The organism is Rhodococcus sp. IEGM 1241 (assembly GCF_033142365.1).
Taxonomy (GTDB): domain Bacteria; phylum Actinomycetota; class Actinomycetes; order Mycobacteriales; family Mycobacteriaceae; genus Rhodococcus_F; species Rhodococcus_F erythropolis.
The window spans coordinates 25,582-49,029 of sequence record NZ_JAWLSE010000012.1 but is presented as its reverse complement, the minus strand read 5'-3'; the positions used below and the strand labels follow the sequence as shown (position 1 = coordinate 49,029).

Annotated in this window: 19 protein-coding genes and 1 tRNA gene; 9 read left to right on the top strand and 11 right to left on the bottom strand. The window is 62.5% G+C overall.

The genetic code is table 11. From position 1 onward, the window contains the following. A complete protein-coding gene (locus tag R4P70_RS29525; RefSeq protein ID WP_020970060.1) occupies positions 1-1,791 on the top strand; it encodes an N-acyl-D-amino-acid deacylase family protein in 1,791 nt (596 codons plus the stop codon). Beyond that, positions 1,788-2,633, top strand: a complete 846-nt coding sequence (locus R4P70_RS29520) for an alpha/beta fold hydrolase (RefSeq protein ID WP_317833174.1) — start codon at positions 1,788-1,790, stop codon at positions 2,631-2,633. Before R4P70_RS29525 ends, R4P70_RS29520 begins: the two co-directional genes overlap by 4 nt. Positions 2,634-2,718: 85 nt before the next feature. Here the strand turns inward: R4P70_RS29520 and R4P70_RS29515 are convergent, their stop codons facing one another. Genes R4P70_RS29515 through R4P70_RS29505 form a run of 3 tightly spaced genes read right to left on the bottom strand, consistent with a single transcriptional unit; the run spans position 2,719 to position 5,817 of the window. Continuing rightward, complete coding sequence (locus R4P70_RS29515; protein ID WP_020908307.1) at positions 2,719-3,858, bottom strand: sulfotransferase family protein; 1,140 nt, start codon at positions 3,856-3,858, stop codon at positions 2,719-2,721. A gap of 7 nt (positions 3,859-3,865) precedes the next feature. Then, on the bottom strand, positions 3,866-4,648 hold the full coding sequence (locus R4P70_RS29510) for an SDR family oxidoreductase (protein WP_317833171.1): 783 nt from the start codon (positions 4,646-4,648) through the stop codon (positions 3,866-3,868). A 2-nt stretch (positions 4,649-4,650) separates the two neighbouring features. Continuing rightward, positions 4,651-5,817: a hypothetical protein gene (locus R4P70_RS29505; protein WP_264613041.1), complete on the bottom strand. Its 1,167-nt coding sequence runs from the start codon at positions 5,815-5,817 to the stop codon at positions 4,651-4,653. Positions 5,818-5,933: 116 nt separating this feature from the next. Here R4P70_RS29505 and R4P70_RS29500 point away from each other — a divergent pair, with 116 nt between their 5' ends. The 5 genes from R4P70_RS29500 to R4P70_RS29480 all read left to right on the top strand — a co-directional run bounded on the left by R4P70_RS29500 (position 5,934) and on the right by R4P70_RS29480 (position 11,302). Further along, positions 5,934-6,869 (top strand): helix-turn-helix domain-containing protein, encoded by a 936-nt coding sequence (locus tag R4P70_RS29500; protein WP_113684089.1) that lies wholly within the window; start codon positions 5,934-5,936, stop codon positions 6,867-6,869. A gap of 143 nt (positions 6,870-7,012) precedes the next feature. After that, positions 7,013-7,939: a sulfate adenylyltransferase subunit CysD gene (cysD, locus tag R4P70_RS29495; RefSeq protein WP_019749195.1), complete on the top strand. Its 927-nt coding sequence runs from the start codon at positions 7,013-7,015 to the stop codon at positions 7,937-7,939. After that, positions 7,939-9,783 carry an adenylyl-sulfate kinase gene (gene cysC / locus R4P70_RS29490; protein ID WP_069147263.1) on the top strand — a complete coding sequence of 615 codons (1,845 nt, stop codon included), beginning with the start codon at positions 7,939-7,941 and terminating at the stop codon, positions 9,781-9,783. Before cysD ends, cysC begins: the two co-directional genes overlap by 1 nt. Next, a complete protein-coding gene (locus R4P70_RS29485; protein ID WP_317833167.1) occupies positions 9,780-10,934 on the top strand; it encodes a 3'(2'),5'-bisphosphate nucleotidase CysQ in 1,155 nt (384 codons plus the stop codon). The genes cysC and R4P70_RS29485 overlap by 4 nt, the downstream gene beginning before the upstream one ends. Further along, positions 10,931-11,302 carry a nuclear transport factor 2 family protein gene (locus R4P70_RS29480; RefSeq protein WP_259121210.1) on the top strand — a complete coding sequence of 124 codons (372 nt, stop codon included), beginning with the start codon at positions 10,931-10,933 and terminating at the stop codon, positions 11,300-11,302. The genes R4P70_RS29485 and R4P70_RS29480 overlap by 4 nt, the downstream gene beginning before the upstream one ends. Before the next feature lie 9 nt (positions 11,303-11,311). Here R4P70_RS29480 and R4P70_RS29475 read toward each other — a convergent pair whose 3' ends face one another. Together R4P70_RS29475 and R4P70_RS29470 are read right to left on the bottom strand one after the other, a co-directional pair. Continuing rightward, the gene (locus R4P70_RS29475) at positions 11,312-12,463 is read right to left on the bottom strand and encodes a N(5)-(carboxyethyl)ornithine synthase (RefSeq protein WP_019749192.1); all 1,152 of its coding nucleotides are present in this window, start codon (positions 12,461-12,463) and stop codon (positions 11,312-11,314) included. Between the two features lie 236 nt (positions 12,464-12,699). Next, positions 12,700-13,074 (bottom strand): MarR family winged helix-turn-helix transcriptional regulator, encoded by a 375-nt coding sequence (locus R4P70_RS29470; protein ID WP_133729323.1) that lies wholly within the window; start codon positions 13,072-13,074, stop codon positions 12,700-12,702. An 85-nt stretch (positions 13,075-13,159) separates the two neighbouring features. Between R4P70_RS29470 and R4P70_RS29465 the strand changes: the two genes are divergently transcribed. Further along, a complete protein-coding gene (locus R4P70_RS29465; RefSeq protein ID WP_279218080.1) occupies positions 13,160-14,689 on the top strand; it encodes an MFS transporter in 1,530 nt (509 codons plus the stop codon). Between the two features lie 73 nt (positions 14,690-14,762). On the opposite strand, the gene R4P70_RS29460 is transcribed toward R4P70_RS29465, so the two are convergent. The 4 genes from R4P70_RS29460 to R4P70_RS29445 form a co-directional block, all read right to left on the bottom strand. Beyond that, the gene (locus tag R4P70_RS29460) at positions 14,763-16,625 is read right to left on the bottom strand and encodes an FAD-dependent monooxygenase (protein ID WP_317833202.1); all 1,863 of its coding nucleotides are present in this window, start codon (positions 16,623-16,625) and stop codon (positions 14,763-14,765) included. Positions 16,626-16,627: 2 nt separating this feature from the next. After that, positions 16,628-17,956, bottom strand: coding sequence for an MFS transporter (locus R4P70_RS29455; RefSeq protein ID WP_019749188.1), 1,329 nt, complete (start codon positions 17,954-17,956; stop codon positions 16,628-16,630). 128 nt (positions 17,957-18,084) lie between these two features. Then, a complete protein-coding gene (locus tag R4P70_RS29450) occupies positions 18,085-19,011 on the bottom strand; it encodes a LysR family transcriptional regulator (protein WP_019749187.1) in 927 nt (308 codons plus the stop codon). 89 nt (positions 19,012-19,100) lie between these two features. Beyond that, positions 19,101-19,176, bottom strand: a tRNA-Arg gene (locus R4P70_RS29445). Positions 19,177-19,419: 243 nt separating this feature from the next. On the opposite strand from R4P70_RS29445, the gene R4P70_RS29440 reads away from it, so the two are divergent. Continuing rightward, positions 19,420-21,789 carry a phosphoketolase family protein gene (locus tag R4P70_RS29440; protein ID WP_317833157.1) on the top strand — a complete coding sequence of 790 codons (2,370 nt, stop codon included), beginning with the start codon at positions 19,420-19,422 and terminating at the stop codon, positions 21,787-21,789. A 55-nt stretch (positions 21,790-21,844) separates the two neighbouring features. Here the strand turns inward: R4P70_RS29440 and R4P70_RS29435 are convergent, their stop codons facing one another. Together R4P70_RS29435 and R4P70_RS29430 are read right to left on the bottom strand one after the other, a co-directional pair. Next, positions 21,845-22,564 carry a DUF305 domain-containing protein gene (locus tag R4P70_RS29435; RefSeq protein ID WP_317833155.1) on the bottom strand — a complete coding sequence of 240 codons (720 nt, stop codon included), beginning with the start codon at positions 22,562-22,564 and terminating at the stop codon, positions 21,845-21,847. Beyond that, positions 22,557-23,384 carry a DUF3105 domain-containing protein gene (locus R4P70_RS29430; RefSeq protein WP_020908297.1) on the bottom strand — a complete coding sequence of 276 codons (828 nt, stop codon included), beginning with the start codon at positions 23,382-23,384 and terminating at the stop codon, positions 22,557-22,559. The genes R4P70_RS29435 and R4P70_RS29430 overlap by 8 nt, the downstream gene beginning before the upstream one ends. Positions 23,385-23,448 lie beyond the last annotated feature (64 nt).

Sequence of the window (23,448 nt, the reverse complement as noted above, 5' to 3'; positions counted from 1 at the left end):
GTGTCTGCTTTCGACATCGTGGTCAACGACGGGTTGTGGTTCGACGGGACGGGGGCTCCTGGTCTGCGTCGAAATCTCGGAATTCGAGACGGCGTGGTCGCGGAGGTGTCCACGACGCGCCTGGAGATCGGGCCGGACACCGAGGTGATCGACGCGGCCGGCAAGTGGGTTCTCCCGGGCTTTGTCGACGTCCACACGCACTACGACGCCGAAGCCTTGGTCAGTCCAGGCCTTCCGGAATCGGTTCGCCACGGCGTCACTACGGTCGTGCTCGGCAATTGCTCGCTGTCGACGGTGTATTCGACCCCGCGTGAAATCGCTGACCTGTTCAGCCGGGTCGAAGCAGTTCCCCACGACGCGGTGCTGCGCATCCTCGAAGCGAACAAGACCTGGACCGGTCCCGCGGCCTACACCGCCGCACTCGAAGCCCTTCCCCTCGGACCCAATGTCGCGGCATTCATCGGCCACTCCGACATCCGCACGCACGTACTCGGATTGGGGCGCGGCACCGACAAGAAGGTCAAGCCGACCCGCTCGGAACTCGGCCGGATGGGCTCGATGCTCGAGGACGCCATCGATGCGGGGATGCTAGGCCTGTCGTCGATGACCAATGCCCTCGACAAGATCGACGGCGACGAATACCGTTCTCGCTCTTTGCCGTCGACGTATGCACGGTGGAAAGAGTTCCGATTCCTCAACCGCATCCTTCGCGATCGCGGAAAGATCTTGCAGAGCGCTCCGACCATCAACCTGCATCCGAACGTCGCGGCGTTCTTCGCCGAAAGCTCCGCCATCGGACGCAAGAAGCCGCTCAAGACGTCGCTGCTCTCCGGTGCGGATTCGAAGGCCTACCCGGTGATCGTGTACTTCATGCTCGCTGCGGCCCCACTGCTCAATCGCTTCGCGAAGACCGATTTCAAGTGGCAGCACCTTCCGGTTCCCTTCACCGTCTACGCGGATGGAATCGACCTCGTCGTGTTCGAGGAGTTCGGTGCCGGCGCCGCCGCTTTGCATCTCAAGGACCAGGTGGAGCGCAACGAACTGCTCCAGGACGAGTCGTACCGTCGCGCATTCCGTAAGGACTACGACAACAAGTTCTCACCCCGCATCTGGCATCGCAATTTCTACGATGCGGTCATCGTGGGATGCCCGGACGAGACGTTGATCGGCAAGAACTTCGGTCAGGTCGGTGACATCCGCGGAGTGCACCCGGTGGACGCGTACCTCGACCTGGTGGTGAAGTACGGGCGAGATCTTCGCTGGCGCACCACCATTGCCAATCACCGGCCCAAGTTCGCGAAGAAACTCGCCGCGAGTTCCGGTGTGCAGATGGGCTTCGGCGATGCCGGCGCACATCTGCGCAACATGGCGTTCTACAACTACCCGGTGCGACTCCTCAAGCGCGTCAAGGACGCTCAGAGTGACCGCAAGCCGTTCCTCACCATCGAGCGCGCAATCCACCGCCTGACCGGTGAACTGGCGGACTGGTACGGCATCGACGCCGGACATCTACGCCAGGGCGACCGCGCGGACTTCGTTGTCATCGATCCAGCCGGGCTCGACGAGTCGGTCGACGGCTTGTTCGAGGCAACCGTTCCCGAGTACGGCGGGATCAGTCGAATGGTCAACCGCAGCGACGATGCGGCCGTCGCGACAGTGATCAACGGCCGACTCGTCTACCGCGAAGGTGAATTTGCCCCGGGATTCGGCATCGAAAAGACAGGCCAGTTCCTGCGCGCAGGTGAAAAGGCTCCGATTACACGGGCCGCGAAGACTAGCGTGGCGCTATGACTACGCTGGCGGATCGCCTCACCTCGTACTCCCGGTCCGGGCTGACTTTCGAAGTACGCGACGACGGACCGGCAGACGGTCCGGTCGTGGTCCTCCTGCACGGATTTCCGCAGGATTCCCGCTCATGGGATCACCTCGCGCCGTTACTGCACGCCCGCGGCTTCCGCACCGTGGCGCCGGACCAGCGAGGGTACTCACCCGGTGCCCGGCCGAAAGCGCGCTGGGCCTACCGCGGGTCCGAACTCGCCGCCGACACTGTCGCGCTGATCGACACACTCGGTGTGGGGAAGGTGCACCTGGTCGGCCACGACTGGGGTGCCGCAGTCGCATGGCAGGTGGCTGCCGAACGGCCGGATTTGCTCGATACCGTTACCACGGTGTCGGTTCCGCACCCGCTGGCCTTCATCAAGGCGATGGTGACCAGCACTCAGGGACTGAAATCGTGGTACATGGGGGCGTTCCAATTGCCCTTCGTTCCTGAGAAGATTCTGGCCTCGACTTCGCTGGGCGAGAAGTTCCTGGTTTCGAGTGGGCAGACGCCGGCGAATGCGCGGCGCGATCTGAACGCCATGCTCGCTCCCGGCAGACTGCGCGGCGGTCTGAACTGGTACCGCGCGATGTGGATGACCAAGCCGAACCCGGCAGCTGCCCGGGTCACCGTGCCGACCCTGCACGTCTGGAGTGACGGCGACGCCGCCATCGGGCCCAAGGGTTCTGCCCTCACTCCCGCGTTTGTCGACGGTCCGTATCGGTTCGAAGTTCTCCGGGGTGTGAGCCACTGGATTCCCGACGAGGCGCCGACGGAGTTGGACCGGTTGCTCGGCGAGCATTTCAGCAGCTGACCGAGTTGCGTACTGAAGCCCCCGCCGTCCGGCGGGGGCTTCAGTCGTCAGCAAGGTCGTCAGCAAGGTCGTCGACCAGCGGTGGTCAGCGAGTTCCGAATCGCTCCTCCACCTGTTCCTTCGTCAGGCCGAACTCCTCGAGCGTGTACTTGTGCGACGGTTTGCGAGCACCCGAGCGGCTTTCCTCGTGCATGGCCTCCATCGACTGCTGGGCGGTAGATGTCAACGGGATGTCGAAGTGCGTGTAGATGTTCTCGACGGTTCCCAGTGGATCGGTGACGAAGTCCTGATAGTCGACGTCGATGAACTGCGCGGGATTGTGGTGTGCGCGTGCACTGTCGAACTGCTCGAGCCCCCTGGCCCACAATTCGAGCTGACTTTCGCCGATCACCTTGTCGGTAAACGTGTTCGACCAACCCTCTGTCGCCTGGGCGGCCAGGCTGCACACCGACGGAATGATCGTCGTAGGGGAGCGGTGAGTCTGGATGACGAGAGCGTCGGGGTACGCCTCCATCAATTCGTCGAGCGCAAACAGGTGGCTCGGGTTCTTGAGGACCCACCGTCGATCCTGATCGGGCAGACCGATCAGCTGCAGGTTCTTCTTGTGTCGTGCATAGGCGTTCGACCACTCCTGGTCCTTCAGCCATGCGGAGTACGTGGGTAGATTTGCCAGGCACTCGTACGACACGGACTTGAACGTCTGACGCAAGAGTTGCCAACATTCTTCGACTTCGCTGGCCGACATGTAGTGCACGCCCATGAATTCGGGATGCTCGACGTGGTGTTGACCGAATGTCTCCTCGATCTTGGCGAAGACCGGGTTCGATTCCCACGTATCGCGAGGCGGGCGAGGCTGAGGGAACTCGGTCAGCCACATCTCGAGGCCCTGGTGAGCCGGGTCGACCGTGAGGAGGCGGTGCAAGGCAGTGGTGCCCGTCCGTGGCAATCCGGTGACGAAGATCGGCCGCTCGATCTTGACGTCGGCGTGTTCCGGATGCTCCTTCCACGCCGATTCGCTGAGCAGACGGGCCACCAGGGCGCCGCGAAGGAATACCCGAGAGATCTTGCTGCCGAAGGGCGTCAGATCCTCGTCGCGGTCGTAAGACTCGAGGAGGACCGACAGAGCCTCGGTGTAATCGTCGACGCCGAAGTCCGTCAGGCCGGTCATCCGCGTCGCCGAGGCATGGAGATCCTCGACGGTGCCGACGTGAGTGCGTTCAGTCATGGTGCTCCTAGTGATGGAATTCGCCGCAGTTGACGTCGATGCATTGGCCGGTGATCGCGCTGGCCATCGGGGACGCCAGGAAGATCGCCGCATCGGATACTTCATCCGTCGTCGGCAGGCGCTTGAGGTCGGTGTTCGACGCAGTGTGCTCGTAGATCTGCTCGACACTCATGCCGAACTTCTCCGCCTGGTGCGCGAAGTATCCCTTGAGGGTGTCGCCCCAGATATAGCCGGGTGCAATCGAATTGACACGAATTCCCTGCGGGCCGAGTTCGGTGGCCAGGGACTGCGACATGGCGAGCAGGGCCGACTTCGCCATCTTGTAGCTGCCGTAACGCTCTTGCGAATGCCGCAACACCATCGAATTGATGTTCACCACGGAGCCGTCCGACTCGGCAAGTGCCGGCGTGAACAGCTGAGTCAGGCGCAACGCACCCAGTACGGTCAGTTCGATGCTGTCGCGGATGTGCTGGTAATCGGTGCGAGCCAACGGTTTCATCGACGGAATCGAGAATGCGTTGTTGATCAGAGTGTCGACTTTGCCGTAGGCGGCAATGGACTCGGCCACCAGATTCTCGGCGGAAGCCTGGTCGGTGATGTCGGTGGCAACGGTGACGGCGCGCCCACCGGCATCGACTATTTCTTTCGCAACGTCGTCGAGTCGCGATTGCGTACGTGCTGCGAGAACAAGACTCGCGCCGGCCGACGCACATCGAAGGGCCAGAGCGCGGCCGAGTGCCGGGCCGACTCCGGAGATGACTACTACACGGTCTTCGAGCAAGGCGGTCATGATTACCCCAGCATTCGGTTGTCGATGGCGGCCTGGCGCTGGGCAATGCGCGCTGCCCAGTCCTCGGCGGTGATGGTGTTGGTGTCGAAATGCGGCAGGTGCTTCGCAATATCTGCGACGGCGACGATTTCGACGGTGGGACCGTCCTTCGGCGTCAGCTCGCGGGACACGCGCTGCCAACGGAACTGCAGAATGCCGCGCGGATGTCCGACGGTTTCGATCCAGTTGGTGACACCGGGGTTCTTCTCGCTGACCACCATTCGGACCATCCCGTCCGGATCGACCTGTGCCTGGCCGTTGTTGAGGGAGGTCTGATGATTGACGTAGTCCAGTGAGATGTACCAGAGGCTCCCCAGTTGGAAGCCGAGATACGGTGCGTCGGAGGCGGGAACGGTGATGATCATCGCCTGCTCGTCGGTGAGTTCGTAATGTCCCACCGACGAGTACTGCGTTGCCAGCCCGCCCGGTGTCAGGCGTGGTTCGGTCATGGTGTTGACCGTGAGCTTGAGGTAGAACCACTCCGGGAACTGGAGCCACGTCTTGACCCGCGTGACCAGTGCCTTCCCAGCCCGGGCGTAACGCTTCTCGGTCTCTTCGGCGGTGAGAGGTGGCGGCGCGATCCCGATCGAATCGGTGCGCTCGATGCGGATCACGCCGCGCTGCTGACTCCAGTCGCTGTAGACCTCGCGAACGACCAGCTGCGAGGATCCGGGCGCCAGGGTGTAGTAGTTGGCTCGTCCGTCGGCGGGGCCGGGGCCGAACCAAGCGACGAAGTTGCCGTCGTCGTCTATCTCCAGCTCGCGGTCGTCGAAGGCGATTTCGCTGCCGGGAACGTTCGAGTTGGTGTAGTTCCCACTCAACACCTGGAAGCTGAGATCGGCTGTGGTGCCGCGCTTTCCGGTGACCTTGTATTCCTTGTCGTCGTTGATACGGGCGCCGAAGTAGAGGGTGTCCGGGTTGTCGAGACCCATCTTGGTGAATGGTCCGGTGCCCTGGATGAAACTCGGATGGGTCTTTTCGCTGGCCCAGGCGGCATGCGTCGTCGCGATGATTCCGCCGGCCAGATATTGGTATCCCTCCAGTAGATCCTGTTCGGATCTGATGTGCGGCGCAGTCTCGATCAATTTCTCGGCTTCGGCGATCGCCTCGGCAAACGGGTCCGTCAGCACGCTGGCTCCTCACAGTTCCGACTATGTCGCCGGTCCAGAGCGTCGTGGTACAAATATGTACCTATTTGGTAGATGTTGGGTATTTCGACAATAGAACGCGTTCTAGGGAGTGGTCAATGGGTGGACCGGAGAAGACGCCTGAAGCAGCACGCCAGAGGGGGAGACAATCGCCTCCCACCGAACGGGTGGTTCAGGTGCTCGACTACCTCGTCGGCCGCCCTGATCAGCGGTTCGGGCTGTCGGAACTGGCCCGCGCGCTCGAGATCAGCAAGCCCACCTGCTTGGGAATCCTCACGGCGCTGGCTGATCGTGGATACCTGACTCGGGACGAGGTGTCGAAGACCTATGGGCTCGGTCCGGCCTTGATCGCGGCCGGACGTGCAGCTCAGCGAGGATTTGCCGTCGGACCCATTGCCCGCACCCATCTGGAGAAGGTGAGCACGGAGTTCGGGACGACGTGCACGGCGTCCGGTGTGATCGGTGATCAGATCAGCGTTCTCGAAGTGACCGGACCGATCGGAGCGCGTCGCGCTGCCAAGGTCGGTCAGGTGTACCCGTTCGCACCACCGGTCGGACTGATGTACGTCCTCTGGGGTTCGGATCACGACATGGACAGTTGGCTGAGCAAAGAGCCGAGCCTGCCGGTGCGCTTGGATCGCGAGCGTCTGTGGAACGTGGTCCGCGAGTGTCGCGCTGCGGGGTATCTGGTCGAGAGTCTGGATCCAGTCGGGCAGCGACTGCACACGCTGATGGCGGGCGTTGCGACGCACGATCTTCCGCCGGAGGTGCGTGAACTGCTCGGGGAGATGGTGTCGAGCCTGGGTGAGAGGGTGTACCTCGGGCGCGACATCAGCTCTGACGACGAGCATCCCGTCAGTCTCATCGCGGCCCCGACCTACGACGCCGAGGGGCATCAGGCCCTTGTACTGACACTTTATGTGGGCGGGGCGATTACGGGCGCCGAGATCGAGCGAAGGGCTGTGGCGCTGGTTGCGGCGGCGGATGCGGTGACGGCGGAAGTTGGTGGCCGGAGTCCGGTTCGCGGTTTGTGACGTCTGATTGCCGGTCATTGACCTTTGGGTAGAACGAGTTCTATTCTGTGATTGCGTTCAATTTAGAACCAGTCCGGTACATAAATGTACCGATGCGGAAATGGTGTTCCGCACGGAGTACGTGATGCTCAGGAGCGAAAGACATGGCAACACTCCAGACCCCGCCCGCCTACGAGTTGTCGCATTTGCGGGCACTCGAAGCGGAGGCGGTCCATATTTTCCGCGAAGTCGCAGCGACTTTCGAAAAGCCGGTCCTCCTGTTCTCCGGAGGTAAGGATTCCGTCGTGATGCTGCACGTAGCGGCCAAGGCATTCTGGCCTGCTCCATTGCCGTTCGCCGTGATGCACGTCGACACCGGTCACAATTTCGACGAGGTGATCGAATTTCGCGACCGCACGGTCGATCGCTTCAACCTGCGTCTTGTCGTCTCCAGCGTGCAGGACGACATCGACGCCGGACGCGTCATCGAGGACACCGGAGTCGGTTCCAGTCGCAATCGCCTGCAGACGCACGCGTTGCTGCGCGGAATTCGCGACAACAAGTTCGACGCCGTGTTCGGTGGTGCTCGCCGAGACGAGGAGAAGGCGCGCGCCAAAGAGAGGGTGTTCAGCTTCCGGGACGAGTTCGGGCAGTGGGATCCCAAGGTGCAGCGACCTGAACTGTGGAACCTGTACAACGGCAAACACCGTAAGGGTGAACACATTCGGATCTTCCCGCTTTCCAACTGGACAGAGCTCGACATCTGGCAGTACATAGAGAAGGAACGGATCGACCTTCCCGGCATCTACTACGCCCATCGTCGCGAAGTGGTTCCGCGCGACGGAATGTTGTTGGCACGCACCCGCTTCCTCGAACTTCGTGCCGGCGAGGAGTCCTACGAGGCGTTGGTGCGCTTCCGTACGGTCGGCGACGCAACGTGTACCGGATGCGTCGAATCGTCGGCCGAAACACCGGCCGCTGTCGTGGAAGAAGTTGCGGCGAGCCGTATCACGGAGCGTGGCGCAACCAGAGCTGATGACCGGATTTCCGAAGCTGGCATGGAAGATCGTAAGAAAGAGGGGTACTTCTGATGCCGCAACTGCTGAGAGTCGCTACAGCGGGGAGTGTCGACGACGGAAAATCGACACTCATCGGCCGGTTGCTCTACGACTCCAAGTCGATCTTCGAGGACCAACTCGAGGCCGTGGAGCGGAGCAGTCGAGAACGCGGCGACGAGTACGCCAACCTCGCGCTACTGACCGACGGATTGCGCGCCGAGCGTGAACAGGGCATCACGATCGACGTGGCCCACAGGTATTTCGCGACCCCTCACCGGAAGTTCATCATCGCGGACACACCCGGGCACGAGCAGTACACCCGCAACATGGTGACCGGCGCTTCGACGGCCGACCTTGCCCTGATCCTGGTGGACGCACGCAAAGGTGTGCTCGAACAGACGCGACGGCACGCTTTCTTGTCGACTCTCCTGGGGATACCCCACCTCGTGCTGTGTGTGAACAAAATGGACCTCGTGGGCTGGTCTCAGGAACGGTTCGAGGAGATCAAGGAAGAATTCCGGCAATTCGCGATCAAACTGGACGTCCACGATCTGACGTTCATTCCGGTGTCGGCGCTGTTGGGGGACAACATCGTTGCCCGGACCGAGAACATGTCCTGGTACGACGGGCCTTCTCTGCTGCACCATCTCGAGCAGGTACACATCGCTTCGGATCGCAACTTGATCGACGCGCGTTTCCCGGTGCAGTACGTGATCCGTCCGCAGAAGCAAACGGATGCCGACCTCCACGATTTCCGGGGATACGCCGGAACGGTTGCCAGTGGCGTCTTCAAGCCCGGCGATGAAATCGTGGCTTTGCCTTCAGGATTCACCTCGACGGTGAAGGCAGTCCACGGGCCGGGCGGTGACGTGATCGACGAAGCGTTTGCGCCCTCGGCCGTCTGCATCGAGCTGGCCGACGATCTCGACGTCAGCCGAGGGGACCAATTGTGTCGGCTCAACAACCGGCCGCAGGTCGGGCAGGAAATCGATGCGATGGTCTGTTGGTTGACTGAACAGACCACCCTGTCGGAGAACAACCGCTACTCGTTGCTGCACACCACGCGCTCCACGAAAGCGCAGATCGTCAAGCTCGACTATCGCCTGGACGTGAATTCTCTGCACCGCGACGAGAAGGCAGAATCTCTGTCCCTCAACGAGATCGGTCGCATCTCGATCAAGACGCAGCAGCCGTTGATGTTCGATCCCTACCGCCGCAATCGGGTGACGGGCAGCTTCATTCTCGTGGACGAGACCACGGGTAATACCGTCGCGGCCGGAATGATCAACGGTCCGACACTCAAGGAATCGCGCGTCGTCTGGCACAGTTCGGAGGTTTCTCGCGAGGAACGTGCGACCGCCGGCGCCACCGTCTGGCTCACCGGTCTCTCGGCCTCGGGCAAGTCGACGATTGCGGTGGAACTCGAACGCCGCTTGGTGGCCGCGGGTATCCCGGCGTACCGCCTCGACGGCGACAACCTCCGGCACGGATTGAACGCGGATCTGGGATTCAGTGCCGAGGACCGAGCCGAGAACGTCCGCCGAGTCGGCTCGGTGGCGCAGTTGTTCGCTGATTCAGGTGCAGTGGCGGTGGCCTGCCTGATCAGCCCGTACCGCGAAGATCGTGATCGAGTGCGGGCGGCTCACGAGGCCGCCGGGCTGAAGTTCGTCGAGGTTTACGTCGACACCCCGATCGAGCAATGTGAAGCCCGAGACCCCAAGGGTATGTACGCCAAGGCCAGGGCCGGGGAAATCAAGGGTTTCACCGGAGTCGACGATCCGTACGAGGCTCCAGCCAGTGCCGAGCTGGTGATCAGACCCGAAGACGGAACGCCTACCGAACTTGCGCTGCGAATTATGGAAGTGTTGGACCGGTGAGCGAATCCACACACAGCAGAATCGCCGACGAGGCACTCGCGGCGGAATTGGCGCAGGCCGCTGGTGCGATCCTCCTGGGGATCCGAGCCGAGGGCCTGGGTGTCGACGACGGTCGTGAGCTGGGTCGCCGGGGCGACAAGGCCGCCGATTCCTACATCCTCGACCGGTTGGCTGCCGAGCGGCCGGAGGATTCCGTGCTCTCTGAGGAATCTGCCGACGATCGCAGTCGTCTGGATGCAGCTCGGGTCTGGATCATCGATCCGCTGGACGGCTCCAAGGAATACGGCTTGCCGAATCACGCGGATTGGGCAGTGCACGTGGCGCTTTGGGAGCGCGGTAGCGGAATTACCGCAGCCGCGGTTGCTCAGCCGGCGCTCGGAGCGGTGTACTCCAGTGGCGACGAGGCCGATTCGGTTCCCGCGAATTCGCCGCTCCGCGTAGTAGTCAGCGGATCGCGACCGCCCGCATTCACCGAGGCGGTGGCAGCCGAACTCGGCGCCGACGTGGTGCACATGGGATCGGCCGGCGCCAAGGCGATGGCGGTCGTGCGAGGCGAGGTCGACGCCTACCTGCATGCCGGTGGGCAGTGGGAATGGGATTCGGCCGCACCCGTCGGCGTCGCACAGGCGGCCGGGCTGCATTGCAGCCGCATCGACGGTTCGCCGCTGCTCTACAACGAATCTCACCCCTACCTTCCGGATCTCGTGATCTGCCGACCGGAGTTGGCTGAGTCGATCCTGGGTGCAATTGCCAAGCACTCCACGGAGTCTGCGGTCAGTGGGCGCGTCGCCATGGCGCGTGAATACGTGAACGCATTGCTCACTCACGACGCAACGAAGGTCCGATTCGCAGCTGACGCCTGGCGAGTCGAGAACGGTCAGCGAACCGGTGACACCGGCGCTTTCATCAGCAACGAGCTCGAACAGGGGCAGCAATATCGCGGAATCGTGGCGATACGTGAACTCGCGCTGCGTGAGTGGGGCGAGAGCGTCGTCGCGCGGTATCTGCTCGACCTCGGAACACCTGGCCAGGCACCGGCCGTCACAGTTTTCGTCACCGAGTACTTCGGGATACCGGCAGGCGAGATCGAAAGCATCCTGGCAATCATCGAACCCTACGAAAACGATTCGAAAGAGGCTGGAACACAATGACATCGGACAAGCTGATCACCGATTTCTGCGCGCTGTGGGCGGCCGCCGATGTTGAAAAGATCGTCGACTACTTCACCGATGACGTCGTTTATCACAACATTCCGATGGAGCCCGTGGTCGGTCGCGAGGCCGTCCGGGCGTTCATCGAGCAGTTTGTCGGTGCCTTCGGCAACATCGACTTTCAGATCAAGCGTCAGGTCGCGGACGGCAACACCGTCATGAACGAGCGCGTCGACGTCTTCACCATCAACGGCGCCGAGGTAGCGCTCCCGGTCATGGGGGTATTCGAAGTCGAGGACGGAAAGATCAAAGCCTGGCGCGACTATTTCGACATGGCACCGATCAACGCGGCAGCCGGCCAGGCCTGATCGGGGCGCCTATTCCGCGATGACAGCGTGCGGGTAGTCCGCCGAACGGTGCTGGAAACGCGTAATGGCGGGATTCACGATGACGCCGTCACGGATTTCGATGGCGCGGTCGACGGTCTCGTCTGCCTTCCAGGCCGTCTCTCCTGCCATCACAGTGGGCAGGTAGGGAAGAAGTGATTCGCTGATCTCCCACGACGCGGAGTTCCACAGGTACGACGGGCTGTGATCGACGCCGTAGTAAGTGATGTTGTCGCCGACGATGAAGGTCGGGTCCGCGAACGAGGTGGGACGAGCCCAGCTGAACCCCATGCCTTCGTCGCACGAGACGTCGACGATGAGGCTTCCCGGTTGGAAGTCCATGAGATCTTCCTCGGTCAGGAACGTCAGCGGGGCATCCGTGTTCTGCAGCACGCAGTTGACGACGATGTCGTGCTCGGCCAGGAAGCCCGGTACCGGCACGCTGTGGTTGTCGAGCATGACGTGGCTGCCGCGGACGTCGCCGTTGTTGTTGTCGAACGAGACCATTCGCGCCGAGTGGATGGGGGAGCTGACGGCGGTGACGCCGCGCTGAGTCAGTACGTCCACTTCGTGGATACCGTGCGCCTTGAGTGCAGTGACAGCGCCGCGTGCAGTGGCACCGAAACCGATCACGGCAGCAGTGAGACGGCGGCCGTAGTCTCCGGTGGAACCGATCAACTGCAGGGCGTGCAGTACCGAGCAATAGCCGGCCAACTCGTTGTTCTTGTGGAACACGTGCAGATTGAACGATCCGTCGCTGTGCCAGAAGTTCATCGCTTCGAAGGCGATGAGAGTCAGTTTCTTGTCGATCGCGATCTGTGTCAGCTCGGTGTCCTGGACACAGTGCGGCCAGCCCCAGAGAACCTGACCCGACCGTAGTTCGGCGAGGTCACGCACCAACGGCTTCGGTAGCAGAACCACATCGGTTTCCGCCAAAATCTGCTTGCGCGTGCGGATTCCGGCCACCAGACGCGAGAGGTAGTCGTCGGAGTAGCCGAAGGGGTGGCCGTAACCCTCTTCGAGGTAGATCCGAGAACGTAGTTCGGCATCGATGCGATCGAAATGCGCAGGATGGATCGGCAACCGGCGTTCTGCCGGTTTGCTCGACTGTCCGATGACTCCAAGGGTGCGTGCGTTGTTCAATTGTGTATCTCTCGATAGGAGCAGGTAGAGATGTCAGGCAGGCGCCTGAGGGACTAGCAGAAGCCGCAGGAACGCTGGCAGATTGCCTCGGCCAGGATCGCGTGAAGGCGTGCCGGCTGCGCTGCTGTCGATCGCCGACGGCAACAGAAAGGCGCGCCGGTATGTGCTCAGTCTAGTCCTGAACGGTCCTCGCCCGGCGGCCGGGCGAGGTGCGGTGCTGCTCCGACGTAGGGCTACTACTCGCGCAGGCGTGAATCCAGCACGGCCAGTTGAATTTTGCTGGCATCCGTGTGTACTTGACGACCTTTGTCGGTGACGTCGATGAAGACTCCGCGCCGGTCAGCCTCGCACAGTGCTCGCTGAACCAGTCCGGCCTTCTCGAGGCGGGCGACGCTGCGGGAGAGCGCACTGGGACTCAGGTACATCTCCGAAGCCAGATCCTGCATCCGTGGACGCTCACACGAGGTGTCCATGAGTCGGTCGAGGGCCTCGAAGTCGCTCATACTCAGGCCGTGCGCCGACTGCATCTGGCGATCGAGTTCGCACGCGATGTCGTTGTAGCTGGTCGACAACGAGCGCCAGGTGTTGCGCAATTCCGATTCCGACGTCACGACCGCATTCTAGTTGAAGACTCGATTACGTGCAATTGCATTAAATGCTTGTGCATTAAGTGCATGTGCATCTATTCTCGCTGACGTGACTTGCACAGACTCGACACTCAAACCATTCGATTCGCCGGAATCCCCGGGTTCTTCGGAATCCACGGATCCGGCCACAGGAGAGGGCTGGTCCCTCAAGCTGTGGGGCATCCTCGCGGTGCTCTGCCTCGTGTTGTTCCTCGACGGTCTCGATGTGTCGATGGTGGGCGTCGCTCTACCGTCCATCGGCAACGAACTGGGCCTGTCCACTACTTCGCTGCAGTGGATCATCAACGGCTACGTCCTCGGATTCGGCGGCTTGTTGCTACTCGGTGGACGTACCGCCGATCTTCTCGGGCGCAGGAAGGTCTTCCTGATCGCGCTGACCGTGTTCGCAATCGCTTCGCTGGTCGGTGGCCTTGTCGACAACGGAACACTGCTGATCGCATCACGATTCGTGAAGGGACTGGCGGCGGCCTTCACTGCGCCGACTGCAATGTCCATTCTCACCACGACGTTCAAGGAGGGCCCGGCCCGTAACCGTGCGCTTTCGGTGTTCTCCGTGTTCGGCGCCAGTGGTTACTCGTCGGGCCTGATCCTGGGTGGGCTGTTGACCAGTGCCGGTTGGCGATTCACGTTCCTGATGCCGGTTCCGTTTGCCGTCATCGCGCTGATCGGTGGGTACTTCCTCATTCCGCGGGACCGTCCCGCAGATGCCGGGGGACACGACCTCGTCGGCGCCGTCACCCTGGTGACGGGAATGCTTCTGACGGTGTACACGATGGTTTCGGCTCCGACCCGTGGGTGGGCACACCCGATGACGCTGGGTTCGTTCGCCGTCGCTGCCGTACTTCTGGCGACGTTCTTCTTCGTGGAGAAGAAGGTGGCGCATCCGCTTGTGCGACTTGGGCTTCTGCGCGTCGGCACCATCGTTCGTGCGAATCTGGCCATCATCGCGCTCTTCGGTTCCTACCTGAGCTTCCAGTTCATGATGACGATCTTCCTGCAGTCGGCCCTCGGCTGGTCGCCCCTGAAGATGGCGATGGCACTGCTCCCCGCGGGCATCATCGTCGCCTTCGGATCGCCGTTCGTCGGACGGCTGGTCGACCTGTACGGCAGTGCCAAGCTCATCATCGCGGCACTGACCTCGCTCAGCGTCGGGTACCTCTGGTTCCTATTCGCGGGCAGCGATTCACCGTCGTACGTCGTGGCGATTCTGCCGAGCGTCATCCTGCTCGGACTCGGATTCGCGTTGGGCTACACCTCGATCATGGCCCAGGCCACCTCGGGCGTCGACGACTCGGAACAGGGTTTGGCGTCCGGGCTGGTGAACACCTCCGCTCAGGTCGGTGCGGCGCTCGTACTCGCTCTGACTACCGCCCTCGTGACCGCCGGATCGCACACCGCGTCCGGTGCCGGTACCGCCGGATTCGAACAGTTCCATCCCGGATTGATCCTGGTTACCGGAGTCGCGCTGGTGGGCTTGGCGATCACCGTCTCGCCGCTGGTACGTGGAAGGTCGCTGCGGGGAAGATCCGTGCGTGAAAGGCGCGCTGAGGAAGAAAAGGAATTGGCCGAGGTCAACTGAATACTTGCTTCATCCGCGAATGCGCTCGGCCGCGTAGGAGACAATCCTGCGCGGCCGAGTTGCTGTGTCTGAACTATCGGGTGGCAGATTTCAGGGCTGCGTCGAAACTTGTCGACGTAGCTTGCGAACCGAGAATCAAGGCAAGGCGCACCAACATGGCTTCGCGGTCGGACGGATCAGCCTGATCGAGTGCGTTCGACAGTGCCAACCAGACGTGCTCGCGGTGGCCCTCGTCGTCGATCACCGCAGTTGTCGCCGACTGTGCCGTATCGAAGTGCGTCGGCGCAGTGCCGGCGGTGAGGTGCTTGGCCACGTCGTTCAATTGCGTGGGATCGCTGATGCGGCAGAGCGCCAATCCGTCGGGCCGAATCACGAAGATCTCGCCGACACGAGCACCGAGGGCAGATGCGAGATTGCCTTCGGCATCGCGAATCGTGGAGTCGTTAGTTCCCGCGGTGATCACCCGTACGGTTTCCGGTGCAAGGGCCTGAGCGAGAATCTCGGCTTGCGTGTCGAGTTCGGATACCAGCTCAGCTGACAGTCCGAAAGCCAGCAGGCCGAATCCAGTACCGCGCAGACTGTTCAAGGAGGTTTTCGAACCGTCCGCCGAGACCTGGACGACTCTGTCCTCCAGCGGATCCCCGGGTAGTACGCCCTCGGTGCCCGCAGCTGTGGGCCACGTCAGCGGCGAGAGACGGGCGTGCGTTGCACTCGACTGGCGCGGGTTGATGAGGTGCGCGAATTCGCTTCGCTTGGTGGCGAGTTCGAGTACGGCGTCGCGGGTGGTTCGGTAGCCGTGACTGCCGGGCGACATGATGAGCGTCGACTTGCCTGCATTGTCGACGTTCTGCTGCCACGCGCTACGACGTTCCTTCGAATACGCGTCGAGGATGGCGGTATCGGCAGCTCCGTTGATGACGGCCGCCAGTTGCCACACCAGGGTCTCGGCATCTTCCATGCCAGAGTTGAGGCCACGAACACCGAAGATCGGAACGAGATGCGCGGCGTCGCCGGCAAAGAGCACACGGCCGTGAGTGAAATCTTCCAGGGCGAGTGCATGGGCGCGGTAGAAGCCGAACCATTCCAGGGTCCAGGGGATGTCGCTCTGGAGCCATTCGAGGTGACGCGTGATGCGGTCACGGATGCGATCTTCTTGCGTCTCCGCTTCCGGATCGTCCGACGCGTCGAGCTGGTAGTCGATGCGCCAGATGTCCCGTGGTTGGCGGTGCATGATGATCGTGGACCCCGGATTGCTGGGTGCGTCGAACCACACCAGACGCTCGGCCGGGAGTTCCGATTCCCAATGAATGTCGGCAATGACGTAGTTGCCCTCGTAGCTGTTGCCCTGCAAGCGGATTCCGCTGAGTTCGCGCATCTTGCTGCGTCCACCGTCGGCAGCCACGACCCACGCCGCACGCAGTTCGCGGGTTCCGAAGGCGGTGTCGACGGTCAGAGTTACCTCGTCGTCACCGCCGGAGATGCCGGCGATCGACGACGACCAGTGGAAGTTCACCAGTGGGTGGGCGAGCAACTTGTCGGTCATGATCTGTTCGAACTCGGATTGCGAGACGTTGACCATGGGTCCGCGCGCGTCGTGCTCGGCGGATGCCATCCGGAACTGCAGTACTTCCTGATCGCGGTAGTAACTCCGACCACCCACCCACGGTAGAACGATGTCTTCGAGTTCGGCGCCGAAACCAAGGCGTTCGGCAACTTCGAGGCTGTGCCGTGACACGCAGATCGCGCGACTGCCGAACGAGACCTGATCGGCCGCTTCGAGAATCGTGACGGCAATGCCGCGCTGCGCCAAGCCCATGGCTACGCCCATGCCGACTGGGCCGGCTCCGACGATCACGACGGGAAGTGCGTCGGCCGAAGGCGCCATGGAAGCGAAGTCCTCGGGGGCGTACTTCTTCGGATGAAAGTAGGTCGACATGGTCACGAGGCTTTCTGTGCGGCAGTGTTTTTCGGGATCAGTTGAGGTTCCGGGAGTAGCAGGATGGAAACCAAGCTGATCACGGCAATGATCACGAAGTAAACGGTGATGGCGAACGAGGTGTCGAAGGCGGCGTAGAGCGCGGTGGCGATCATCGGGGCCAGACCGCCGCCGAGGATTGCGCCGATCTGGTAGCCGAGTGACGCTCCGCTGTAGCGGATGTGTGCGGGGAACAATTCGGCGAACAGTGCCGCTTGTGGGCCGGCGCAGCAGCCGAGCGTGAAGCCGAGGGCGATCATCGATACGAGCATCACCGGGACGATCGCTGTGTCGATCAGCGGAAAGAACACCGCTGCCGCCACTACCAGGGTGATCGAACTGCGGATGTAGACGGTCCGGCGTCCGAGAGTGTCCGACTTGTGAGCGCTGAAAGCCATTCCCGCCATCCAGAACGGGCAGGATGCGATGAGGAGGAAGAGCATCGTGGTTTTGCTGAAGCCGAGTTCGGTCTCGCCGTATTTGAGCACGTAAACCATGTACGCGTACGCAATTCCGTTGGTGGCGATGAAGGTTCCACCGGCGAGGAGCACTGTCTTCCAGTGTCTGGTGAGAACCTCGAGAATCGGCATGGACTCCGCCGGTGCTTCGGACTTCGAAGCGGTGAACTCGTCACTTTCCTCGAGGCCGAGACGGATCCACATCGCAACGCCCACAAGAACTGCGCTGAGCAGGAACGGGATTCGCCATCCCCAGGAGTTGAATGCATCGTCGTCCATGAAGGCGGCGAGGGGGAGATAGACGAGATTGGCCACCAGTACGCCTGCGGGAACACCGATTTGTGGTGCGCTGCCGTACAGCCCCTTCTTGCCCTCCGGTGCGTTTTCGGTGGCGACCAGAACTGCGCCGCCCCACTCGCCGCCGACACCGAGTCCCTGAACGAATCGCAAGGTCACCAGGAGTATGGGGGCGAAGACGCCGATGGCGGCGTAGTTGGGTAGCAGGCCGATGGCAACGGTGGCGCAGCCCATCAGCATCAACGAGGTGACCAACATGGATTTGCGTCCGATGCGGTCGCCGAAGTGGCCCATCACGATTCCGCCGATGGGACGCGCGACGAATCCGACGGCGAGGGTGGCGAAGGCGGCCAGGGTGCCGGCCAGATCGGACGTGCCGGGGAAGAACTGCTTGCCGAGCACGAGCGCGGCGGCGGTGCCGTAGATGAAGAAGTCGTACCACTCGATGGCGGTGCCGACAAAGCTGCCGAGGGCGGCCTTGCGCGCCTTGACCGTCGCGGCGGTGCGCGTAGCGGTCGGTGAGGCGATGGAGGTCATGAAGTGCCTTTCGAGATGAATGTGGCTTGAAGAAACAATGACGTGCGCCACAACAATTGAAAAGCGAAAGAATTGGAGGTTCTTGCACGGAAAATGCGTGGAATCAGCTCCGCTGCCTGGTAGTGGGACTATTGGGCAGGTTCCGAGGGTGAAACGAATTCTATGAAAGCGCGTGCGACGCGGCTGAGGCGAGTGTTCTGGTGCCACGCGAGAACTACGTGCACCGACGGCACGACAGGGGAAGCGATGGTCTTGACGACTACCTCGAGCCCCTCGTACGTGACGTCCATCTTGGGGCGCTGGAGTAACAGCGTCCAGCCGAGTCCGCGTCCGACAAATGCCCGCGCCGTCTCGAAGTTCGCGGTTCTGTATGCAACCTTCGGGATGAATCCGCCTGCGCGGCAGACGTCGAGCGCGTGTTTGGTGCTCGGCGGCGCGTCGAGGAGAACCATCGGGTGGTCCGCGAGGTCCGGAAGATGGATCGGTCGCTCGGACCGCGCGAGTGGGTGTTCTGCACCCAGGACGATCAAGGGTTCGCGGATGGCCAACGGAACTGTGCGCAATTGTGGAGACAGGTCCAGGTCGTAAGCGATCGCGAGGTCCAACTCGCCGTTCTCGAGATGTGTCTGGAGCCGATTCTGAGTGTCCTCGCGGAACTCCACCTGCGCGTCGGGATTCTCACGGGTGAACCCGGCGATCATCGACGGCAATACCGTCGGCCCCAGAGCGGGATAGCAACCGATCGCGATGGGCCCCGACACGTTTCCGCCGGTTCCGAGCGCATCGGATTCGAGCTCCCCGGCTTGCTGAAGTAGCGCCCGGGCGCGCACCAGAACGGATTCGCCGGTGCGGGTCAGTTGAATGCCGAATGAGCGACGGCGAACGCACAGTTGAACTTTGAGCGCGCGTTCGAGTTCGGTGAGCGACGCGGACAGGGCAGAGGGGGAGAGGTGCAAGCGCTCGGCCGCGGCGCTGATCGTCCCGGTCTCGGCTACCGCGACAAACGCAGCAAGCTGACGCATCGTGTACGTGGGAGCAGGATCGATGCGAGGCATGAGATCGACAGTAGTCGGATAGATTGCCCTGTATATTTTGGTGCGGCACCGTGGAGAAATCGAAGATCAATCGCTGACCTGCGTCTTCGTGGTGCCCCCGGCAGGATTCGAACCTGCGACCTTTCGCTCCGGAGGCGAACGCTCTATCCCCTGAGCTACGGGGGCGCACCGAACTTTCGGTGTGCCGATTGGGCTGCGTTAGCGTAGCGCATCACGGGGGGCCAAGACCAAACCGGCACCCGTCTCGGCATGGCGTCGTCGCGGGAGGCAGTCGAGGATGCGGCCGGGGACCATGGTCGTCGAATCATCTGTACCGACTGACTCGGATGCTTTTTACGCCTAGGCTCGGCTCTGAGCACAGGCTCGGGCGGACTGCTCGGGCACCCTCGTGAGGTACGGGAGTCGTTGATGACCGATCACCACTATTCCGAAGACCAGCTCGCGCTCGACCTGAAGTGGTGGGCAGCGGCCAACTACCTGACCGTTGCGCAGATCTATCTGAAAGACAACACGCTTCTGCGGGAACCGTTGCGAGCCGAGCACATCAAGCCTCGACTGCTCGGGCACTGGGGGACCAGCCCCGGCCTGTCGATGATCTACACGCTCCTCAATCGGCACATCGTCACCACTGATGCTGACTGGCTGTACGTGACCGGTCCCGGGCACGGCGGTCCGGCGCTGGTCGCGTCGACGTATCTCGAGGGAACGTACTCGGAGATCTATCCGGAAGTCTCGGACGACGCCGAGGGCATCCACCGGATGTGTCGGCGATTCTCCGCTCCCGGCGGAGTGCCCAGCCATGTGAGTGTGCAGACACCCGGAAGCATCCACGAAGGCGGCGAGCTCGGCTACGCCCTTGCCCATGCGGCCGGCGCTGCCTTCGATCATCCGAACCTCGTGGTGGCCTGTGTGATCGGCGACGGCGAAGCGGAGACCGGGCCGTTGTCCGGTTCGTGGAAGCTCCCGGCGTTCCTGAATCCACGACGCGACGGCGCGGTGCTGCCGATCCTGCACGTGAACGGTGCCAAGATCGCCGGGCCGACGGTCTACGGACGCAGCAGCGACGAAGACATCCAGGCTTACCTCGGCGGCCAGGGGTGGGCGCCGATCGTCGTCTCCGGTGACGACCCCGACGCGGTGTTTCCCCAGCTGTATCAAGCGATCTCGCAGGCGCACGAGAAGATCCGCGAGATGCAGGGTGCCGCACGCCGCGGAGAGGAGTGGACGGGTTCGTGGCCGGCAATCGTGTTGCGGACGCCGAAAGGATGGACCGGTCCACACACCGTCGACGGAATCTTGGTCGAGGGCACACATCGTGCGCACCAGGTGCCGTTGTCCGGCGTGCGAAGCAACGAATCACATCTGCGGCAACTCGAAGAGTGGATGCGGTCGTACCGTCCGGACGAGTTGTTCGACGCCAACGGATCACTCGTCGCGGAACTGGCGGCGCTGTCGCCGACGGGGGACAAGCGCATGGGGAGCACTCCCTACGCGAACGGTGGACGACTTCGCGTCGATCTCCCGATGCCGCCGCTCGAAAAGTACGCGCTTCCCATCCAATCCCCGGGTTCGACCTTCCACGAGACGACGCGAGTTCTCGGCGAGCTTCTGCGCGACATCTACGCCGCCACGGAAACCGAGGACAGCGGCGGGATCTTCCGACTCTTCTGTCCGGACGAGACGGCTAGCAATCGCCTCGGCGCCGTATTCGAGACAACCGATCGCTGCTGGCAACTGCCGATCACCGACTACGACGACGGGCTGTCCGCGGACGGTCGTGTCATGGAGGTCCTCAGCGAGCACCTCTGCGAGGGATGGCTCGAGGGCTATCTGCTGTCGGGCCGACACGGGATGTTCGCGAGCTACGAAGCATTTGCCATGGTGAGTGTCTCGATGCTCATCCAGCACGCCAAGTGGCTCCAACATGCCGTCGACCTGCCGTGGCGGGCGTCCGTCGCTTCGCTCAACGTGCTGTTGACCAGTACGTGCTGGCGCAACGATCACAACGGATTCAGTCATCAGGGCCCCGGCATGATCGACGCCGTTATTCCCTTGGCACCCAGTGTGATCCGCGTGTGGCTGCCGCCGGATTCCAACACCTTGCTCTCGATCTCGGACCACTGCCTGCGTAGTACCGACCACGTCAACCTGATAGTCGTGGACAAGCAACCGCACCTGCAGTACCTCACGCTCGAGCAAGCGCACGAGCACTGCGCGGCGGGCGCTTCGGTCTGGGAATGGGCCGGAACCGAGGCTCGCGGACAGGAACCGGACGTGGTCCTGGCCGCCGCGGGAGATGTGCCGACGCAGGAGATCCTGGCTGCTGCACAGTTGCTGCGCGATCACACACCCGAACTGATCACCCGCGTCGTCAACGTCGTCGATCTGATGGCCTTGCTGACGCCAACCGAGCATCCCCACGGATTCGGGGAGCGGGTCTTCCTCGATCTGTTCTCCGCGCAGACCGACGTCGTGTTCGCATTCCACGGATACTCGCGTGCCGTGCACGAACTGATTCACGGGCGTCCGAGTCCCGAGCGCTTCCACGTTCGCGGATTCAGTGAACAGGGAACAACCACAACACCGTTCGACATGGTTGTCCTCAACAAGATGAGCCGCTACCACCTGGTGATCGAGGCGCTACGACGCTCCAAGCGTCGGCCGGCCGGGGCGTCCGAGTTGGCGGAGTTCTGCCGCACACAGCTCGAAAAGCACTCGCGTTACATCGTCGAGCACCTCGAAGACATGCCGGAAGTAGAAAACTGGACCTGGTCCTGAAATTCAGGACCAGGCCCAGTTGGGTCTGAACAATTTCGGCTCAGTTCAGTTCTGCTCAGTTCATGGGCAGTGGCACTGCGCCGCGAGCTGCCAACATGTCGGTCATCAGCTTGGACTCGCTCTGCTGCGTGTTGACCATCGTCTGCGCCAGGCTGCGCACCGGCCCCTCGGTGGCGTCGGCTGCTGCGTACTCCATCATCGGAAGCCCACCTTCGTGGTGACGAAGCATCAGCTGCAGGAACAAGGTGTCGAGTTGCAGACCTTCCGCTGCGCGGAGAGCCGCAAGGTCCTCGGGGGACGCCATGCCGGGCATGGTGTCGACCGGCCCGGAATGACTCATGTCCATCGTGGCCGAAGTCCCGTGCGATCCGTGGCCGGAGCCCGAATCCGACGACATCCACTCCATGTACGGACCCACCTTGGACAGCGGCTGATCCCACATGGTCAGCCACGCCTGCATCTGACCGAGCTGGTTCTGCTGCGTGGTCAAGATGTCGAACGCCAGCGTGCGTACGTCGTTGTCCGTGGACTTCGTCAGGGCGATGGACGCCATGTCCACGGCCTGGCTGTGATGCACGCTCATGTCCTGCGCGAAGCCCACGTCCACCGAATCCGATGCCGGAACGGTCAGTGACGACTTCGCATCGGGTCCGAGGAGGTTGGTCAGTGCGCCGAGGGCAAAACCGACGGCGATCGCGCCGATCAGACCGATGATCAGCAGTGCGGTGCGCTGACTCGGCTTCGAAGGCTGATCGGTGCTCTGCGAACTATCCACCGGCGGGAATCTGTTCGTCGGTGGCCGGGGTAGCGCCCGTGCCGTCCATCTGGATGGCGTCGGCGCCCGGAGGAGTCGGGTCGAACGGCGACGTCGACGGGGTGAACAGCGGGTTGGTGCAGCTCGCTCCGACCTCGGGGTAGACGTTCGGGTTCTGGTTCAACGCGGTGATGAACTGATCGATGCGATCGTCGTCGGCCTTGTCGATCTCGAGGCGGTGGCCCCACGACTGCAGAGAAATGGGGCTGCTCTGGCCGGGGTACGGCGACATCAGCATGTAGGACTTGCCGTTGACGCGTGCGGCGAGGCTGTCGATCTGGTCCTGGTCGACGAGATCGGGGTTGTACGTGATCCAGATGGCGCCGTGCTCGAGCGAGTGGACGGCGTTCTCGGTGCGGATCGGGTCGGCGTACACGGTTCCGGTGCAGTTCGCCCAGGTGGCGTCGTGCGGGCCACCGAACGGCGGAGTCTGGTCGTACGCCACGCGCTGAGTGGAATCGACGTGCTGGCCGGCCGGGTACTCGATCTTGAGGACGCCGTCGATCTTGTCGGACGGATCCTTGTTCTCGGAGCTGTACTTGTACGGCTCGAGGGCCTGCCGCTCCTCGACCTTGGGCCACAGATTGATACCGAGCACGGCGATGAGTGCGAGCACAGCCACACCGGCGCCGATCGACAGCCAGGGGATCTGGCGGGGAGCGGGGACGCCGCCCTTACCCTTCTTGGCCGGCCGACTGTTCTTGTTGGCGGCCTTGATGGCCTTGGCTGATTTGGCCCCGGAGTTCTTGTTGGGACCGCGACTATCGGAACCGCTTGGCATCGATTGGGCTCTTTCGGTGTGTGGGCTTGAGGTGTGGCGCGCCCGCGCATGAAGGTACGCGGTG

Excerpts from the sequence above, each read along its gene's own strand:
- R4P70_RS29520 (WP_317833174.1), top strand. The coding sequence starts at position 1,788 with ATGACTACGCTGGCGGATCGCCTCACCTCGTACTCCCGGTCCGGGCTG.
- R4P70_RS29515 (WP_020908307.1), bottom strand. The coding sequence starts at position 3,858 with ATGACTGAACGCACTCACGTCGGCACCGTCGAGGATCTCCATGCCTCG.
- R4P70_RS29510 (WP_317833171.1), bottom strand. The coding sequence starts at position 4,648 with ATGACCGCCTTGCTCGAAGACCGTGTAGTAGTCATCTCCGGAGTCGGC.
- R4P70_RS29500 (WP_113684089.1), top strand. The coding sequence starts at position 5,934 with ATGGGTGGACCGGAGAAGACGCCTGAAGCAGCACGCCAGAGGGGGAGA.
- cysD (WP_019749195.1), top strand. The coding sequence starts at position 7,013 with ATGGCAACACTCCAGACCCCGCCCGCCTACGAGTTGTCGCATTTGCGG.
- cysC (WP_069147263.1), top strand. The coding sequence starts at position 7,939 with ATGCCGCAACTGCTGAGAGTCGCTACAGCGGGGAGTGTCGACGACGGA.
- R4P70_RS29480 (WP_259121210.1), top strand. The coding sequence starts at position 10,931 with ATGACATCGGACAAGCTGATCACCGATTTCTGCGCGCTGTGGGCGGCC.
- R4P70_RS29460 (WP_317833202.1), bottom strand. The coding sequence starts at position 16,625 with ATGTCGACCTACTTTCATCCGAAGAAGTACGCCCCCGAGGACTTCGCT.
- R4P70_RS29455 (WP_019749188.1), bottom strand. The coding sequence starts at position 17,956 with ATGACCTCCATCGCCTCACCGACCGCTACGCGCACCGCCGCGACGGTC.
- R4P70_RS29450 (WP_019749187.1), bottom strand. The coding sequence starts at position 19,011 with ATGCCTCGCATCGATCCTGCTCCCACGTACACGATGCGTCAGCTTGCT.
- R4P70_RS29440 (WP_317833157.1), top strand. The coding sequence starts at position 19,420 with ATGACCGATCACCACTATTCCGAAGACCAGCTCGCGCTCGACCTGAAG.
- R4P70_RS29430 (WP_020908297.1), bottom strand. The coding sequence starts at position 23,384 with ATGCCAAGCGGTTCCGATAGTCGCGGTCCCAACAAGAACTCCGGGGCC.